We start from the raw sequence: 14,508 nt of genomic DNA, 5'->3' as shown, positions 1-14,508 counted from the left end.
CCGGGAGGACGGCCACCCGGGGGCCTGAGCTCAGCGCGGGTCGTCCCGGGCGGTGGCCCCGTTCGGCAGCACCGGGCCCCTGGGCTTGTGCCGCACGTGCACCCGGTACCCGACGCGGAACGACAGTCCCGGCACCTCCGCGGCGGCCCGCGCCGCGATCTCGGGGGAGAACTCGATGCCCAGCACCGACTCCAGGCTCCGCCGATCGTCGAAGCGCCAGTCCACGTCGAACCGCTGGCAGGAGAAGCCGCGCTCCACGAAGAACCGTTCGGCCGCGAGCGGGTCGTAGCGGGGCAGGTCCGCGCGCATCCACCGGCCGTAGGAGTGCCGGGTGGCGTCCAGATCGACGACGGCCAGGGTTCCGCCGGGCCGGAGCACCCGGTCGGCCTCGACCAGACCTGGCTCGCAACCCGGCCCGAAGAAGTAGGCGGTCCTCGCGTGCACCAGGTCGACGGCCGCGTCGGGCAGCGGCAGCCGCTGGGCACCGGCCTCGTGCACGGTCACCGCGGGGAGGTCGCGCACCCGCTGCCTGGCCGCGGCGGCCAACGGGGGGTGCGGTTCGACCCCCACCACCCGGGCGGCCGAGCGGGCGAACACCGGGAGGTGGAACCCGGCCCCGCAACCCACGTCCACCACGTCCGCGCCCGACCAGTCCCTGGCGGCGCGCAGAGCATCCCACAGGACTCCGTCGGGGTCCTGCGCCCTGTTCTCCACCTCGTAGAGATCCGGCCAGTTCCAGATGTTGGGGCTGGGCAGGACACCGCCTCCCCGCCGTTCCCGCCGGCCCGCCAGGCCCGTGACCGCCTGGAACAGGGCCGGCAGCCGCCGCCCGGGACCGGTCACGCGAGCGGCAGGAAGACGGTGAGCAACAGCCAGGAGACGACAGCGGAGGGCAGCAGGGAGTCCATGCGGTCCATGATCCCCCCGTGCCCGGGGAGCAGGGAGCCCATGTCCTTGACCCCGACGTCCCGTTTGACCAGTGATTCGATCAGGTCACCCGTGGTCGCGGTCACCACGAGGGCCGCCCCGAAGATCGCCCCCTGCCACCAAGCGCCGTCCAGCAGGAACACGAAGCTGCCCACGCCGGCGGCCACCCCGGCCAGCAGGGAGCCGGCGAAACCCTCCCAGGACTTCTTCGGGCTGATCGACGGGGCCATCGGGTGGCGGCCGAAGAGGACGCCCGCGACGTACCCACCGGTGTCCGAGCACACGACGGCGAGCAGGAACGCGATGGTGCGGGCCGCGCCGTCCGGCGAGAGCACCAGCAACGCCGCGAAGGAGGCGAAGAGCGGGACGTAGGCGGCCACGAACACCGACGCCGAGGTGTCCCGGAGGTACCCGTCGGCGCCGCCCCGGAACCGCCAGAGCAGGCACGCGACGACCGTCAAGGCGAAGGAGGCGAGCACCCCGACCGTGCCGAACGGCCAGGAGAGCCAGATCATCGCCTGGCCACCCACCAGCAGCGGGGCCAGGGCCAGCCGGACCCCGGCCGCGCGACCCAGGGTCCGGTGCAGCTCCATCGTGGAGACGGCCACCGCCGCGGCCACGATGGCCACGAACAGGTGCCGCCAGAAGAGCAGGGCGGCCAGCAGCAACGCCCCGAGTCCCAGCCCGACCGCGATGGCGGCCGGGAGGTTCCTCCCCGCGCGGGAGGCGGTCCCCCCGGTCACCGCCGTTCCCGGAGGGGTGGATGTGTGCTGGTGGTGACCGGTTTCCCCGTCAACACCAGGTGCGTCGTGGTCACCGGCCGCCATCATGGAGAGCCCTATACCTCCAGCAGCTCGGTTTCCTTGTGCTTGACGAGGTCATCCACGCTGGCGACGTACTTGTCGGTCAGGTTCTGGAGTTCCTTCTCCGCGCGGGAGCCCTCGTCCTCGCCGGCCTCGCCGTCCTTGACGATCCGGTCGATCTCGTCCTTGACCTTCCGCCGGATGTTGCGGATGGTGACGCGGGCGTCCTCACCCTTCTGCTTGGCGACCTTCACCAGGTCCCGCCGGCGCTCCTCGGAGAGCTGGGGGATGACCACGCGGATGATGGTGCCGTCGTTGCTGGGGTTCACGCCCAGGTCGGAGTCCCGGATGGCCTTCTCCACGACGCGCAGCTGGCTGGGGTCGTAGGGCTTGATCACCGCGAGACGCGCCTCGGGGATGCTGATGCTGGCGACCTGGTTGATCGGCGTCATCGCACCGTAGTAGTCGACGCTGATGCCGTTGAACATCACCGGGGTCGCGCGACCCGTGCGAATGGTGGCGAGCTCGTCCTTGGCGACGGACACCGCCTTCTCCATCTTCTCCTCGCCATCGAGGAGGGCCTCGTCGATCACGACTGCTCCTTCGCTTGCCGCCGGTTGGCTGATGCTGGTCAGAGCCCTGTCTCACAACCACTGCCCGACCGCACAGGGCTCGGGGACAGCCTCTTCGTAGATCTCAGCACGCCCCCGAGGGGACGCGCTCGTCAGGGGGTGGAGACCAGCGTGCCGATCTTCTCACCACGCACTGCCCTGGCGATGTTGCCCTCCGTGAGGAGGTTGAACACCAGGATCGGCATGTTGTTGTCCATGCACAGGCTGAACGCGGTGGCGTCCGCGACCTTCAGACCACGCTCCAGCACCTCACGGTGGGTGATGTGGTGGTACATGGTGGCGGTCGGGTCCTTCTTCGGGTCCGCCGTGTAGACGCCGTCGACGGCCTTGGCCATCAGCACCACCTCGCAGCCGATCTCCAACGCGCGCTGGGCGGCGGCGGTGTCGGTGGAGAAGTACGGCATCCCGACGCCGGCGGCGAAGATCACCACCCGGCCCTTCTCCAGGTGGCGCTCGGCGCGACGGGGGATGTAGGCCTCGGCGACCTGCCCCATGGTGATGGCCGTCTGCACCCGCGTGTCGATGCCCTGCTTCTCCAGGAAGTCCTGGAGGGCGAGGCAGTTCATCACGGTGCCCAGCATCGCCATGTAGTCGGCCCGGTCGCGGTCCATCCCCCGCTGCTGGAGCTCCGCGCCCCGGAAGAAGTTGCCGCCGCCGATCACGACGCTGACCTGGACACCGGTGCGGACGACCTCGGTGATCTGCCGTGCCACCGTCTGGACCACGTCGGGGTCGACGCCCACCGCGCCACCGCCGAACATCTCACCGCCGAGCTTGAGCATCACGCGGCGGTAACCGGGGTGGTCGTCGTCGATCTGCGGGTCGGACACCGGACCTACTCTCCTCACGGGCTGGACGGGGTGTTACCAGGGCCTGGCAGAGCTGAGCACGGAACCCCGGGTTCTCCGGAGTTCCGTGCCCAGGGTGGTGCGGGTCAGGAAGCGCCGACCTCGAAGCGGGCGAAACGGGTGATCGTCACGCCGGCCTCGTCGAGCACCGCCTTCACCGTCTTCTTGGACTCCTGGACCGAGGACTGCTCCAGCAGGACGACGTCCTTGTAGAAGCCGTTGACCCGACCCTCGATGATCTTGGGCAGCGCCTGCTCCGGCTTGCCCTCCTCGCGGGCGGTCTCCTCGGCGATGCGCCGCTCGTTGGCGACGATGTCGGCGGGCACCTCGTCCCTGGTGAGGTACTTGGCGCGCATCGCCGCGACCTGCATGGCCGCCGCCTTGGCCGCGTCCTCGTTCGACCCGGTGTACTCGACCAGCACACCCACGGCCGGCGGCAGGTCGGCGGCCCGACGGTGCAGGTAGACGGCCACCTGGCCGTCGAACACCGCGACCTTGGAGACCTCGAGCTTCTCGCCGATCTTGGCGGAGAGCTCCCGCACGGCGTCGGCGACGGTCTTGTCGCCCACGGAGGCGGCGTTCAGCGCGGCGACGTCGGCCGGCCGGGTCTCCTTCGCGGCCTGGACGACCTTCGCGGCCAGCTCCTGGAACTCGGCGTTCTTCGCGACGAAGTCCGTCTCGGAGTTCAGCTCGACCAGCACGCCGCCGTCGGCGGCGACCAGGCCGTTCGCGGTGGTGCGCTCGGCACGCTTGCCCACGTCCTTGGCGCCCTTGATGCGGAGCAGCTCGACGGCCTTCTCCAGGTCGCCGGCGGACTCCTCCAGCGCCTTCTTGCAGTCCATCATGCCGGAGCCGGTGAGCTCACGAAGCCGCTTGACGTCGGCGGCGGTGTAGTTCGCCATGTGCGTCGTCAGTCCTTCTCGTCGTTGCGTACCCGCTGGCCGGCACCGCGCGGCGCGGGTGAGTGTCTGGTGACCCCGGGGAACGGGGCACCCGCGTGGTCGCGGGTGCCCCGTGCTGACGGTGGCGGAGCGGTGGAACCGCTCTCGTCCGACGCGTGACGCCGCCCGGGCGGCGTCGGCGGTCCGGCTGCGATCAGGCCTGGGCGGGCTGCTCGCTGCCCTGCTTCTCGCCCTCGCTGGCGGCACCGGCGAGCAGCTCCTGCTCCCACTCGGCCAGCGGCTCGTCGTTGGCGACGCCCGGCTCCGGCTTCTCCTGGCCCTCCGGGGCGTTGCCTCGGCCGGAGCGGGCCATCAGGCCCTGCGCGACACCGTCGGCCACGACCCTGGTCAGCAGCGCCGCGGACCGGATGGCGTCGTCGTTGCCCGGGATCGGGTAGTCGACCTCGTCGGGGTCGCAGTTGGTGTCGAGCACCGCCACCACCGGGATGCCCAGCTTCCGGGCCTCACCGACGGCGATGTGCTCCTTCTTGGTGTCGACGATCCACACCGCGCTCGGGACCTTGGCCATGTCGCGGATACCGCCGAGGGTCCGCTCCAGCTTGTCCTTCTCCCGGGTCAGCATGAGGATCTCCTTCTTGGTGCGACCCTCGAAGCCCCCGGTCTGCTCCATGGACTCCAGCTCCTTGAGCCGCTGGAGGCGCTTGTGCACCGTGGAGAAGTTGGTGAGCATGCCGCCCAGCCAGCGCTGGTTGACGTAGGGCATCCCCACGCGGAGGGCCTGCTCGGAGATGGCCTCCTGCGCCTGCTTCTTCGTGCCGACGAACAGGATGGTGCCGCCGTGGGCGACGGTCTCCCTGATGAACTCGAAGGCCCGGTCGATGTAGGTCAGCGTCTGCTGGAGGTCGATGATGTAGATGCCGTTGCGCTCGGTGAAGATGTAGCGCTTCATCTTCGGGTTCCAACGACGGGTCTGGTGCCCGAAGTGCACGCCGCTGTCGAGCAGCTGCTTCATGGTGACGACGGCCATGGCCGGTTAGCACCTCGTGTTCTCGGGCGCGCCGAGGCGCGCTGGTGGTTGTCACAGCGGGTGGTTGGCCCGCTGTCCTGGTGTCGCGCCGCCATCGGAGCCCGACCACCCCGTAGGGTGAGGTCGGGACCACCGGATGCCGTGCCGCCCGGAGAACCCGGCCGACGCGCGCGATCACGCGAAGTCGGACCGCACAGTGTCAGCCCGCACCACTCAGTGTACGACCTGCGGCAAGATCCCCGGTGGCTGGGATGCGCTGGGAACCTCGGCGATCCCCAGCGCCGAGTTGTCCACACCCCGCGGGTGCGTGGCTGGTCGCCCGGGGCACCGGCGGCGCACGATCCGGACATGACCCGCACCCGTCGGCCCACCGGCCTCACCCGCGCCCTGGCCCTGCTCACCGTCCCCGCGCTGGCGGTGTCCGCGTCGGTGCCCACGCCCACGCCGCGCGGCTGGGCCGCGGAGCCCGCGACGGCGTCCCCGGCAGGGTGGCGGTGGGAGCGGCCACCCACACCGGCGTCGCCCGGCTCCGGCCCCCACCGGGCACCGGGCCCTCCGCCCGACCGGGCGAGCATCACCCCGCCGGGGGTGACCCACTCGCCTGTCGGTGGAGCCGAGGTGGTCCGCCTGTTCAGCAGGCCGCTGACCCCCTACGGGCCAGGCCACCGAGGGGTCGACCTCGCCGCTCCCCCCGGTGGACCGGTGCTGGCCGCCGCCGACGGTGTGGTGCTCTTCGCGGGCCCGGTAGGTGGCCGCCCCGTGGTCTCCGTCGACCACGCCGGTGGGTTCCGCACCACCTACGAACCGGTGCGCGCGGCCGTCCGGGTGGGACAGCCCGTCGTGGGCGGCGCGCTGCTGGGCTGGCTCGACGGCGCCCACCCCGGTTGCTCGGCGGCCTGCCTGCACTGGGGAGCGCTCGTCGACGGGGAGTACCTCGACCCGCTCACCCTGTTGCCCGGCCGACGTGCCCGGCTGCTGCCCTGGGAGGCGTCCTCCCCGACCGTGGTGGGCGGCCCGGTCGGGACCGCCCACCCGACAGTGGGGTCAGGACTGGCCGGTCAACCTCGTGCGCAGCCGCAGCACGGCCCGGGTGTGCAGTTGGCAGACCCGGGACTCGGTGACACCCAGGACCCGTCCGATCTCGGCGAGGGTGAGGTTCTCGAAGTAGTACAGGGTGACCACGATCCGGTCCCGCTCGGTGAGCTGCGCGATGGCCGACGCGAGCTGGCGGCGGCTGTCCCCGTCGATCAGGTTCGCGACCGGGTCCTCGGCGCGTTCGTCGGGGAGGGTCTCGGCAAGGGAGGCACTCCCCCGCCCGGCGGCGATGAGTTCGTCGAGGGCGACGACGCTGGTGAGCTGGACCTGCGCGAAGAGGTCCCGCAACTCGGAGACGCCGATACCCAGCTCATGGGCCAGTTCGCCGTCGGAGGCGGTGCGTTGCAACCGGGCCTCCAGGCGTTCCTGTGCTCGTTCCAGGTCCCTCGCCCTGCTGCGGACCGACCGGGGCACCCAGTCCTGGGCGCGCAGGTCGTCCAGGATGGCTCCCCGGATGCGTTGCATCGCGTAGGTCTCGAACTTCAGGCCACGTTCGGGTTCGAACTTCTCGATGGCGTCGACCAGGCCGAAGATCCCGGACTGCACCAGGTCGGCGACGTCGACGTGGGCTGGCAGTCCGGTGCCGACCCGGCCGGCGACGTACTTCACGAGGGGCGCGTAGTGCAGGACCAGTCTGTCCCGGAGCGCCTGCTGCCGCGCCGCGCCGTAGGAGCGCCAGAGCGCGACGATGCCGGCTTCCACGTCGTCGGCGCTGCGCGGATCACCGGAGGACGGGGCGTCACGCCGAGTGACGCGGGAGCGGTACGACCCGGCGGTGGGCTGGGCTGGCTGTGAGGGTGTCGCTGGAGCAGTCCCCGACCGAGCTGAGCGGATGGCGCGGTCGCCACCGACCGTGGCGCCATGCTCCTGCTGGTGACGCGCGATGGCCGTACGGGAACCTCCCCCAACATCGTCAGGAACGGGGGTGGGTTCGGTCATGGATTGCCTTTAGCCGTTCGACGGTGACGTGTGTGTAGAACTGGGTTGTTGCGAGCGTAGCGTGACCGAGCAACTCCTGTACGCTGCGGAGGTCAGCCCCGCCCTCGAGGAGGTGGGTGGCCGCCGAGTGCCGGAATCCGTGCGGTCCCACGTCCGGAGCGCCGGGAGCCGCCGCGGCGGTCTGGTGCGCGATCGTGCGTGCCGCCCGGACGCCGAGTCGACCGCCGCGCACCCCGAGGAAGACGGCTGGGGGCGAATCCGACCTGGTCAAGCTGGGTCGTCCTCGTTCGAGCCACGCCGCCAGCGCACGTTCGGCGGGGACACCGAACGGCACGGCGCGTTCCCGGTCGCCCTTGCCCCGCACCACCAGGAGGCGGTCCGCACGCCGCACGTCGTCCACGTCCAGCGCGCAGAGTTCTGCCACCCGGACCCCGGTCGCGTACAGGAGTTCGACCACGGCGTGGTCACGCAGCGCCACCGGGTCGCCGTCGGCGGTGGCCCGCTCCGCCGCGCGAAGCGCCGTCGCCGCCTGGTCGGGGCGCAGGACGGAGGGCAGCGCGCGCCGCACGCGGGGAGCACGCAACCGAGGCCCGGGGTCGGAGGGGAGGAGGCCTCGCCGGGTGGCCCAGGCGGTGAAGGCTCGGGCGGCGGCGGCGCGGCGCGCGAGGGTGCTCCTGCTGGCCCCCTCGGCGTGGCGTGTGGCCAGCCAGGCCCGCAGCAGGGTGATGTCGAGCGGGAGCGGGTCGAGCGGTACGGCGTCGGGGGCTCCGGGGAGCTGGGCGAGGAGCTCGCGCAGGTCGCCCAGGTAGGCGCGGACCGTGTGGGCCGACAGGTTCCGTTCGGCGCGCAGGTGCCGTCGGTAGTCGGCCAGCAGTTGCTCGGCGGTCGTCGAGGAGACGGCCTCCGCCTGTCCGGTCACGGCTGGGCGGGGTGCGGCCTGGGCGGTCGCCCCACCGTCGCCGCGGGGAAGGGGAGCGCGCTCGCCCCGGTCCGAGGCGGGCCGTCGTGGCGCTTCCGCCCCGTCGGGTGCTGGGCTCGACGGGGACCTCGGGGGATCGTGGGGGTGCACCTGGTCCACCCTCCCAAGTCGGCCGAGGTCTGACCAGCCGACCCGCGCGGTCGCCGGGGAGGGATCGACGGGCGCCACCCGTCCTGGCCGCCGGTGCCTCGGGGGGTGGCCTCGCGGCCTCCCCTCCCCCGGCCGCTCCTCCCCGGAGGGGACGGGCCGGGCGTCCCGGTCGGGGGACCGGCTCCCCTCCCCGGCCTCACCAGAGGCGTCAGCCCGGCGGTGGGACGGGGTTCCGTTCGCGTCCCCGCGCGCCTCGGCCGGGGCGACCCGAGTCCCGCTGGCCGTCCCAGTCCGGTCCGGACGAACCGGGATCGGGGCCCCGCCACGCCGCGACCGGGCGACGCGCCGCGTCAGCCGGAGGAGAAGGGGCCGTTCTCGGGTAGCCGCAACTCGGGCTTGTCGAGTTCCTCGACGTTGACGTCCTTGAAGGTGATGACCCGGACGTTCTTCACGAAACGGGCTGGTCGGTACATGTCCCACACCCAGGCGTCGGACATCCGCACCTCGAAGTAGACCTCGCCCTCCGAGTTGCGCACCTGGACGTCCACGGCGTTGGCCAGGTAGAACCGCCGCTCCGTCTCCACCACGTACGAGAACTGACCGACGATGTCGCGGTACTCCCGGTAGAGCTGCAGCTCCATTTCGGTCTCGTACTTCTCGAGATCCTCGGAACTCATCGAGTCCGAACCCTCCCTACCGCCGAAGCACCGGTGATGCGGGCCTCATTGTCCACGACACTCTTCCTCAACACGAGCGGCGACCATCAGCTGATCGCCACGGGCTCTGGCGCACCCCCTCCGACCGGCGACGTTCGACTGCTCGTCACCCTGTGACCGGCAGCCTCCCGAACGTTGGAGTAGGAGAAGCGGTGCTCCGCGCACGGACCGTACTCCCTCAGGGCCTCGGCGTGGTCCGCCGTGCAGTACCCCTTGTGCACGGCGAAACCGTACCCGGGGTACCGCTGGTCCATCCGGGCCATCGCCCGGTCCCGGGTCACCTTGGCCAGCACGGAGGCCGCCGCCACGCACGCGGCGACCAGGTCGCCCTTGACCACCGCGAGGTTCGGCGCCGTCAGGCCGGGCACCCGGAACCCGTCGGTGAGCACGTACCCGGGATGCACCGGAAGCCGTGCCACCGCCCGGCGCATGCCCTCGAGGTTGGCGACATGCACCCCCAGCGCGTCGACCCGCTCCGCCGGCACCGACACCACCGAGAACGCGACCGCGCGGTCGACCACCTGGTCGTAGAGCCGTTCCCGGGCCAGGGCGGTGAGGAGCTTGGAGTCGGTCAGCCCGGGCAGGCGTTCCGAGTCCCTGGGCCGGAGGACGCAGGCCGCGATCACCAGCGGGCCGGCGCAGGCCCCGCGACCGGCCTCGTCCACCCCGGCCACCGGGCCCAGCCCGCGCCGGTCGAGCGCGGACTGCAACGCCCAGTTGCCGAGACTCCGCCGGACCACGGCCCTGGGCGGCCGCGGTAACCCTGGTTCGGCGTCCACCATGCCAGTCCCAGCCGTCAGTCGTCCCGCCGACGCAGCGAGAGCAGCCGCCGTCCGATCCACAACGTCGGGAAGGCGGCCGCGAGACCGATCCCGGCGGGGATGGCGCCGTGCCAGGCCGGCGCGCTCAGCGCCTGCCCCGTCCGCTGCGGATCATCGTCACCGATGCCCTGCCAGCGCTGCGGGGGAAGCACGATGAACCGGGCTTTGCCGATCACGTCGTCCACGGGCACCGAGCCCCGCTCACCACCGCCGCCCTGCACTCGGGAGTCCAGGGAGTTGTTGCGGTTGTCGCCCATCATCCAGAGGTGGTCGGCGGGCACGGTGACCGGGCCGAAGGCCTCCTGGGTGTTACCCCGGTTCGGCTGCCAGTAGACGTAGGTCTCGTCCAGCGGTTCCCCGTCGACGAGTACGCGGTTCTCCTCGTCGCAGCACTCGACGGTCTGCCCGCCGGTCGCGATCACCCGCTTGACGAACTCGCGGTTGTCCGGCGGCGCCATGCCCACCAGCCCACCGATGGACTGGAAGAAGCTCACCACCGGGTTGTCGGACCGCTGCGGAGGGATCTCGTTCTCGGTCCACGTCGCCGGCCCCCGGAACACCACCACGTCGCCAGGGCTCGGGTCGGTGAACCGGTAGGTCATCTTGTCCACCAGCACCCGGTCGTTGGTGCAGCCGTTGCAGCCGTGGAGGGTCTCCTCCATCGACTGCGAGGGGATCACGTAGACCCGGGCGATGAAGGCCTGGATGACGATGGTCAGCACCACGGCGATGCCCACCAGGACGACCAGTTCGCGCCAGAAGGAGCCCTTCTTCTGCTCCTTCTCACCCGCACCGCCCGCGCCCTCGCCAGCGGTGGCCTCGTCGCTCACCGGCTCCGAGCTATGTCGCCCACCGTCGGACGGCGGGCCCTGCTCGGAGCCGGGCCGAGGCGCTGGGTCGGGCTTGGGCTGGTCTGGATCGCCCTGGGGTGTGTTCGAGGGCACGAAGTCCGCCACCGCCTCAGACTACGCTACGTGATCCACAAGGGACTCAGGAGGCCGTCGGCGTTTCGCGCTTCTCCTTGATCTTGGCGGCCTTGCCGCGGAGTTCACGCAGGTAGTACAGCTTGGCGCGCCGCACGTCACCCCTGGTCGCCACCTCGATCTTGGCGATGTTCGGGGAGTGCACCGGGAAGGTCCGCTCGACGCCGACGCCGAAGGAGACCTTACGCACGGTGAAGGTCTCGCGGATGCCGCCGCCCTGACGCCGGATGACGGCGCCCTGGAACACCTGCACGCGCTCCCGAGAGCCCTCGATGACGCGGACGTGAACCTTCAGCGTGTCGCCCGGCCGGAAGGCGGGAATGTCGGAACGCAGCGACTGAGCGTCCAGAGCGTCCAGGGTGTTCATCGGTGGTCCGTCCTCACCATTCACTCGGGTCTTTCGTCTCTCCGCGGGGCGCGGCCGCGCGCTGTCGGCACAGCCTGGGCTCGCCGTCGGAGTGGTCTGTGGTGCGCGCCGGCTGGTCTGCCGGTTGCAGCAACCCACCCAGTGTGCCACGGGCGGGATCGTCTCAGGAAATCGGGCCGGCTCCCGCGCCGCCACCATCGGCCCCGACCTGCGGAGACCCTTCCTCCAGCCCGGCGAGGAACGCGCGGTCGGCACGGGAGAGCTCCTCCGGCGGCAGGGCGTCGAGCAGGTCCGGTCGACGACGGAGGGTGCGCTCCAGCGCCCGGTCCCGCCGCCACCGGTCCACCGCCGCGTGGTTGCCGGAGCGCAGGACGTCGGGCACCGCCCTGCCCCGCCACACCTCGGGACGGGTGTAGCAGGGGCCCTCCAGCAGGCCGTCCGAGAAGGAGTCCTCCGACGCCGAGACGGGGTTGCCCAGCACGCCGGGGATCAGCCGTGCCACCGCCTCGACCATGACCAGGGTGGCGACCTCCCCGCCCACCAGCACGTAGTCACCGATGGAGACCTCCAGGACGCGCATCCGCCCCTCGGCCTCGTCGACCACCCGCTGGTCGATCCCCTCGTACCGCCCGCAGGCGAAGACCAGCCTCGGTTCCTCGGCCAGCTCGCGGGCGAGGGCCTGGTCGAACCGGCGTCCCGCCGGGGTGGGGACCACCAGGACAGGAGCCCTGCCCCCGGCGTCCTCGGGGTCCGGGGCCGGGCAGACCGCGTCAAGGGCCTCGCCCCACACGTCGGGCTTCATCACCATGCCCGGCCCGCCACCGTACGGGCTGTCGTCCACGGTGCGGTGCACGTCGTGCGTCCAGGACCTGAGGTCGTGCACGCCGATCTCCACCAGGCCGCGGTCGACGGCCTTGCCGAGCAGTGCCGCGCGCAGTGGCGCCAGGTACTCGGGGAAGATGGTGATCACGTCGATGCGCAACGGCGCTCCCTGAACGTTCACGGGGGTGGATGCGGTCATCGGGGACGGGATCGACCCGGGCGACCGGGAGGAGCGGCGCCTCGGAGCCGAACCGCGAGGATCGGACGCCGAACCGCGAGGACGCGCACCCACCCCCGGCACGGCGGCGGCCACGGCTCGCGGCACGGCGGGCCCTCAGGTCTCGTCGAGCAGCCCCTCGGGCGGGTCGACGACCAACCGCCCCTCGTCGAGGTGGACCTCGGGCACGATCGCCCGCACGAAGGGGACGAGGACGCGGTCGGCCCGCTCCGGGGCTCGGATCGAGAGGAGGTCGGCGCCGGCGCCGTGGACCACCTCGACGACCTGACCGATCTCGCTGCCGTCGGGGAGCTCGGCCCGCAGACCCTCCAACTGGTGGTCGTAGTACTCGTCCGGATCGCCGGTCGGGGGCAGCGCCGCGCGGTCCACGGTGAGCAGGGTGCCGCGCAGCTCCTCCGCCGCGTCGCGCCCCACGACACCGTCGAGGGTGAGCAGCAGCCGCCCGGAATGGTTCCGGGCGGCTGTCACCGTGAAGGTCCGGGTGCTGCCGTCCCGCAGGCGACCGTCGAGCGTGGTGCCGACGGCGAACCGCTCCTCGGGGGAGTCGGTCCGGACCTCGACGACCAGCTCCCCACGGACACCGTGCGGGCGGACGACCCGGCCAACGAGGAGGGCGGACTCCCCTGGCCTGGCGGTGTTCACCACTGCCACACCACGCTCACCTGTCGGTGTCGACCACGTCGACCCGCAGACCGCGGCCACCGATGCCGGCCATCACGGTCCGCAGGGCGGTCGCGGTGCGACCACCACGGCCGATGACCTTGCCCAGGTCGTCGGGATGCACGTGCACCTCGAGGGTGCGTCCCCGCCGGGTGGTGATGAGCTGGACCCGGACATCGTCCGGGTTCGCCACGATGCCCCTGACGAGATGCTCCAGGGCGTCCGCCAGGACACTCACTCCTGGCCGCCCTCGTTCTTCTCGCCCTCGGCCTCGGACGCGTCGGCCTTGTCGCTCTTCTTCGTCGACTTCTTCTTCGGCGTCGTGGCCTCGGTCACCGGCTCCTCACCGGCGGCGGCCAGCGCGGCGTTGAACAGCGCCTGCTTGTCCGGCTTGGGCTCGGCCTGCTTCAGGGCGCCCTCCGGGACGGGGAGGCCCTTGAACTTCTGCCAGTCGCCGGTCAGCTCCAGGAGCCGCTGCACGGGCTCCGTCGGCTGCGCGCCGACACCCAGCCAGTACTGGGCACGCTCGGAGTCCACCTCGATGAAGCTGGGCTCGCGGGTGGGGTGGTACTTGCCGATCGTCTCGATGGCCTTGCCATCACGGCGGGTCCTGGCGTCGGCGACGACGATCCGGTAGTGCGGGGCGCGGATCTTGCCGAGCCGCATCAACTTGATCTTGACGGCCACGGGTGAGTTGCTCCTCAAGCTCTCGTCTGCTCATGGATGAGCGCCCGTGGCCCGAGTGGGGCGACGGGTCCGAGCGCTCGGACGTCATGGGTAGCCGCTGCACGGTGAGAGGGCCCGACAGCGACGGACAGCGAGCCATTCTGCCAGATGGTCCCCCGCGAGCCGAACTGACCTCGGAAGCCACCGGGACGGGGTCGTGCCGGAGCGCCGCCGACCGCCCCGGGGGAGCCACGTCCGCGCGGTGCGTCACGGGGGGATCACCCCGAGGGCCATCAGCAGCAGCCCCACCGCGCCGAGCAGGTTGTTCATCTGGTGGGCGACGATGCTGGCCAGCAGTCGTCCCGTGTACAGGCGGGCGAGCGCGATCGGGATGCCGATGAGCAGCAGCAGCGGGGTGCGCTCCGGCTCGAGGTGGGCCACCGCGAAGATCGCCGTGCTGGAGACGAACACGGTCCACCTGCTCCACCTGAGCCGCTCCATGGCTCCCCACAGCGCGCCTCGGAAGATCAGTTCCTCGCAGGTCGGTGCGATGAGGAAGACGTGGAGGAACAGCAGGACCGCCAGGCCGGGGGACAGCTGGAGCCCCTCGACCAGCGATCCCACCGCGGAGTTCGCGTTCTCCTCCCCCACCCACTGGGACCAGAACATCGCCCCCACGTAGGCCAGCCCCATGCACAACGCCCCGTACTTGAGGCCGGTGCGGACGTCCGCCCACGACCACTCGAGCCCGAGGTCGCGCCGGGGGCCGTTGCCCCGCAGACGGGTCGCGGCCAGCACCACCCCGGCCGCGAGCAGGGTGGGCAGGACCAGCCCCACGATGAGCACCGTCTCCCGGAGGGAGGAGTCCGGGTCCATCGGTCCCAACGGGGCGACCAGGAAGACCGAGGAGAGCAGGAACACCAGTTGGGCGAGGAAGAACACACCCAGTCCCCAGCGGTGGGTGCGGACCGGCGCCCCGTCGGCGCCGGGGTC

At 71.7% G+C, this 14,508-nt stretch carries 17 protein-coding genes and 1 pseudogene; 1 reads left to right on the top strand and 17 read right to left on the bottom strand.

Features of this window, described 5'->3' with window-relative positions:
- Nucleotides 1-30 precede the first annotated feature (30 nt).
- The 6 genes from G443_RS23205 to rpsB form a co-directional block, all read right to left on the bottom strand.
- Entirely contained in the window at nucleotides 31-813 is a 783-nt protein-coding gene (locus tag G443_RS23205) for a class I SAM-dependent methyltransferase (protein WP_081715647.1), read from the bottom strand.
- A gap of 26 nt (nucleotides 814-839) precedes the next feature.
- The gene (locus G443_RS23200) at nucleotides 840-1,757 is read right to left on the bottom strand and encodes a phosphatidate cytidylyltransferase (RefSeq protein ID WP_026419920.1); all 918 of its coding nucleotides are present in this window, start codon (nucleotides 1,755-1,757) and stop codon (nucleotides 840-842) included.
- 8 nt (nucleotides 1,758-1,765) lie between these two features.
- On the bottom strand, nucleotides 1,766-2,323 hold the full coding sequence (frr, locus tag G443_RS23195; RefSeq protein ID WP_016696781.1) for a ribosome recycling factor: 558 nt from the start codon (nucleotides 2,321-2,323) through the stop codon (nucleotides 1,766-1,768).
- A 131-nt stretch (nucleotides 2,324-2,454) separates the two neighbouring features.
- Complete coding sequence (gene pyrH / locus G443_RS23190; protein WP_051314254.1) at nucleotides 2,455-3,144, bottom strand: UMP kinase; 690 nt, start codon at nucleotides 3,142-3,144, stop codon at nucleotides 2,455-2,457.
- A 152-nt stretch (nucleotides 3,145-3,296) separates the two neighbouring features.
- Nucleotides 3,297-4,112 (bottom strand): translation elongation factor Ts, encoded by an 816-nt coding sequence (gene tsf, locus G443_RS23185; RefSeq protein ID WP_026419918.1) that lies wholly within the window; start codon nucleotides 4,110-4,112, stop codon nucleotides 3,297-3,299.
- 193 nt (nucleotides 4,113-4,305) lie between these two features.
- Nucleotides 4,306-5,139, bottom strand: a complete 834-nt coding sequence (gene rpsB, locus G443_RS23180) for a 30S ribosomal protein S2 (protein WP_026419917.1) — start codon at nucleotides 5,137-5,139, stop codon at nucleotides 4,306-4,308.
- Between the two features lie 348 nt (nucleotides 5,140-5,487).
- Here rpsB and G443_RS25625 point away from each other — a divergent pair.
- A pseudogene (locus tag G443_RS25625) lies at nucleotides 5,488-6,069 on the top strand (M23 family metallopeptidase); the annotation flags it as partial.
- Nucleotides 6,070-6,183: 114 nt separating this feature from the next.
- On the opposite strand, the gene G443_RS23170 reads toward G443_RS25625, so the two are convergent.
- The 11 genes from G443_RS23170 to G443_RS23120 all read right to left on the bottom strand — a co-directional run bounded on the left by G443_RS23170 (nucleotide 6,184) and on the right by G443_RS23120 (nucleotide 14,457).
- Entirely contained in the window at nucleotides 6,184-7,173 is a 990-nt protein-coding gene (locus G443_RS23170; RefSeq protein ID WP_026419916.1) for a FliA/WhiG family RNA polymerase sigma factor, read from the bottom strand.
- On the bottom strand, nucleotides 7,148-8,092 hold the full coding sequence (locus G443_RS23165; RefSeq protein WP_051314210.1) for a tyrosine recombinase XerC: 945 nt from the start codon (nucleotides 8,090-8,092) through the stop codon (nucleotides 7,148-7,150). The genes G443_RS23170 and G443_RS23165 overlap by 26 nt, the downstream gene beginning before the upstream one ends.
- Nucleotides 8,093-8,592: 500 nt before the next feature.
- Nucleotides 8,593-8,919, bottom strand: coding sequence for a DUF2469 domain-containing protein (locus tag G443_RS23160; RefSeq protein ID WP_016696788.1), 327 nt, complete (start codon nucleotides 8,917-8,919; stop codon nucleotides 8,593-8,595).
- Nucleotides 8,920-9,005: 86 nt separating this feature from the next.
- On the bottom strand, nucleotides 9,006-9,740 hold the full coding sequence (locus tag G443_RS23155) for a ribonuclease HII (protein WP_051314209.1): 735 nt from the start codon (nucleotides 9,738-9,740) through the stop codon (nucleotides 9,006-9,008).
- Nucleotides 9,741-9,754: 14 nt separating this feature from the next.
- Nucleotides 9,755-10,723 (bottom strand): signal peptidase I, encoded by a 969-nt coding sequence (gene lepB / locus G443_RS23150; protein WP_026419914.1) that lies wholly within the window; start codon nucleotides 10,721-10,723, stop codon nucleotides 9,755-9,757.
- A 46-nt stretch (nucleotides 10,724-10,769) separates the two neighbouring features.
- Nucleotides 10,770-11,129, bottom strand: a complete 360-nt coding sequence (rplS, locus tag G443_RS23145) for a 50S ribosomal protein L19 (protein WP_016696791.1) — start codon at nucleotides 11,127-11,129, stop codon at nucleotides 10,770-10,772.
- Nucleotides 11,130-11,292: 163 nt separating this feature from the next.
- Entirely contained in the window at nucleotides 11,293-12,111 is an 819-nt protein-coding gene (gene trmD / locus G443_RS23140; RefSeq protein WP_026419913.1) for a tRNA (guanosine(37)-N1)-methyltransferase TrmD, read from the bottom strand.
- A gap of 174 nt (nucleotides 12,112-12,285) precedes the next feature.
- Complete coding sequence (gene rimM, locus G443_RS23135; protein WP_081715607.1) at nucleotides 12,286-12,834, bottom strand: ribosome maturation factor RimM; 549 nt, start codon at nucleotides 12,832-12,834, stop codon at nucleotides 12,286-12,288.
- A gap of 13 nt (nucleotides 12,835-12,847) precedes the next feature.
- Complete coding sequence (locus G443_RS23130; protein ID WP_016696794.1) at nucleotides 12,848-13,087, bottom strand: RNA-binding protein; 240 nt, start codon at nucleotides 13,085-13,087, stop codon at nucleotides 12,848-12,850.
- Nucleotides 13,084-13,536: a 30S ribosomal protein S16 gene (rpsP, locus tag G443_RS23125; protein ID WP_026419911.1), complete on the bottom strand. Its 453-nt coding sequence runs from the start codon at nucleotides 13,534-13,536 to the stop codon at nucleotides 13,084-13,086. The genes G443_RS23130 and rpsP overlap by 4 nt, the downstream gene beginning before the upstream one ends.
- Before the next feature lie 246 nt (nucleotides 13,537-13,782).
- On the bottom strand, nucleotides 13,783-14,457 hold the full coding sequence (locus G443_RS23120) for a CPBP family intramembrane glutamic endopeptidase (protein ID WP_253860276.1): 675 nt from the start codon (nucleotides 14,455-14,457) through the stop codon (nucleotides 13,783-13,785).
- Between the last annotated feature and the right edge of the window lie 51 nt (nucleotides 14,458-14,508).

The sequence above is a fragment of the Actinoalloteichus caeruleus DSM 43889 genome, from assembly GCF_000429185.2.
In the GTDB taxonomy this organism is placed as follows: Bacteria; Actinomycetota; Actinomycetes; order Mycobacteriales; family Pseudonocardiaceae; genus Actinoalloteichus_B; species Actinoalloteichus_B caeruleus.
This window is presented reverse-complemented; position numbering and strand designations above follow the sequence as displayed.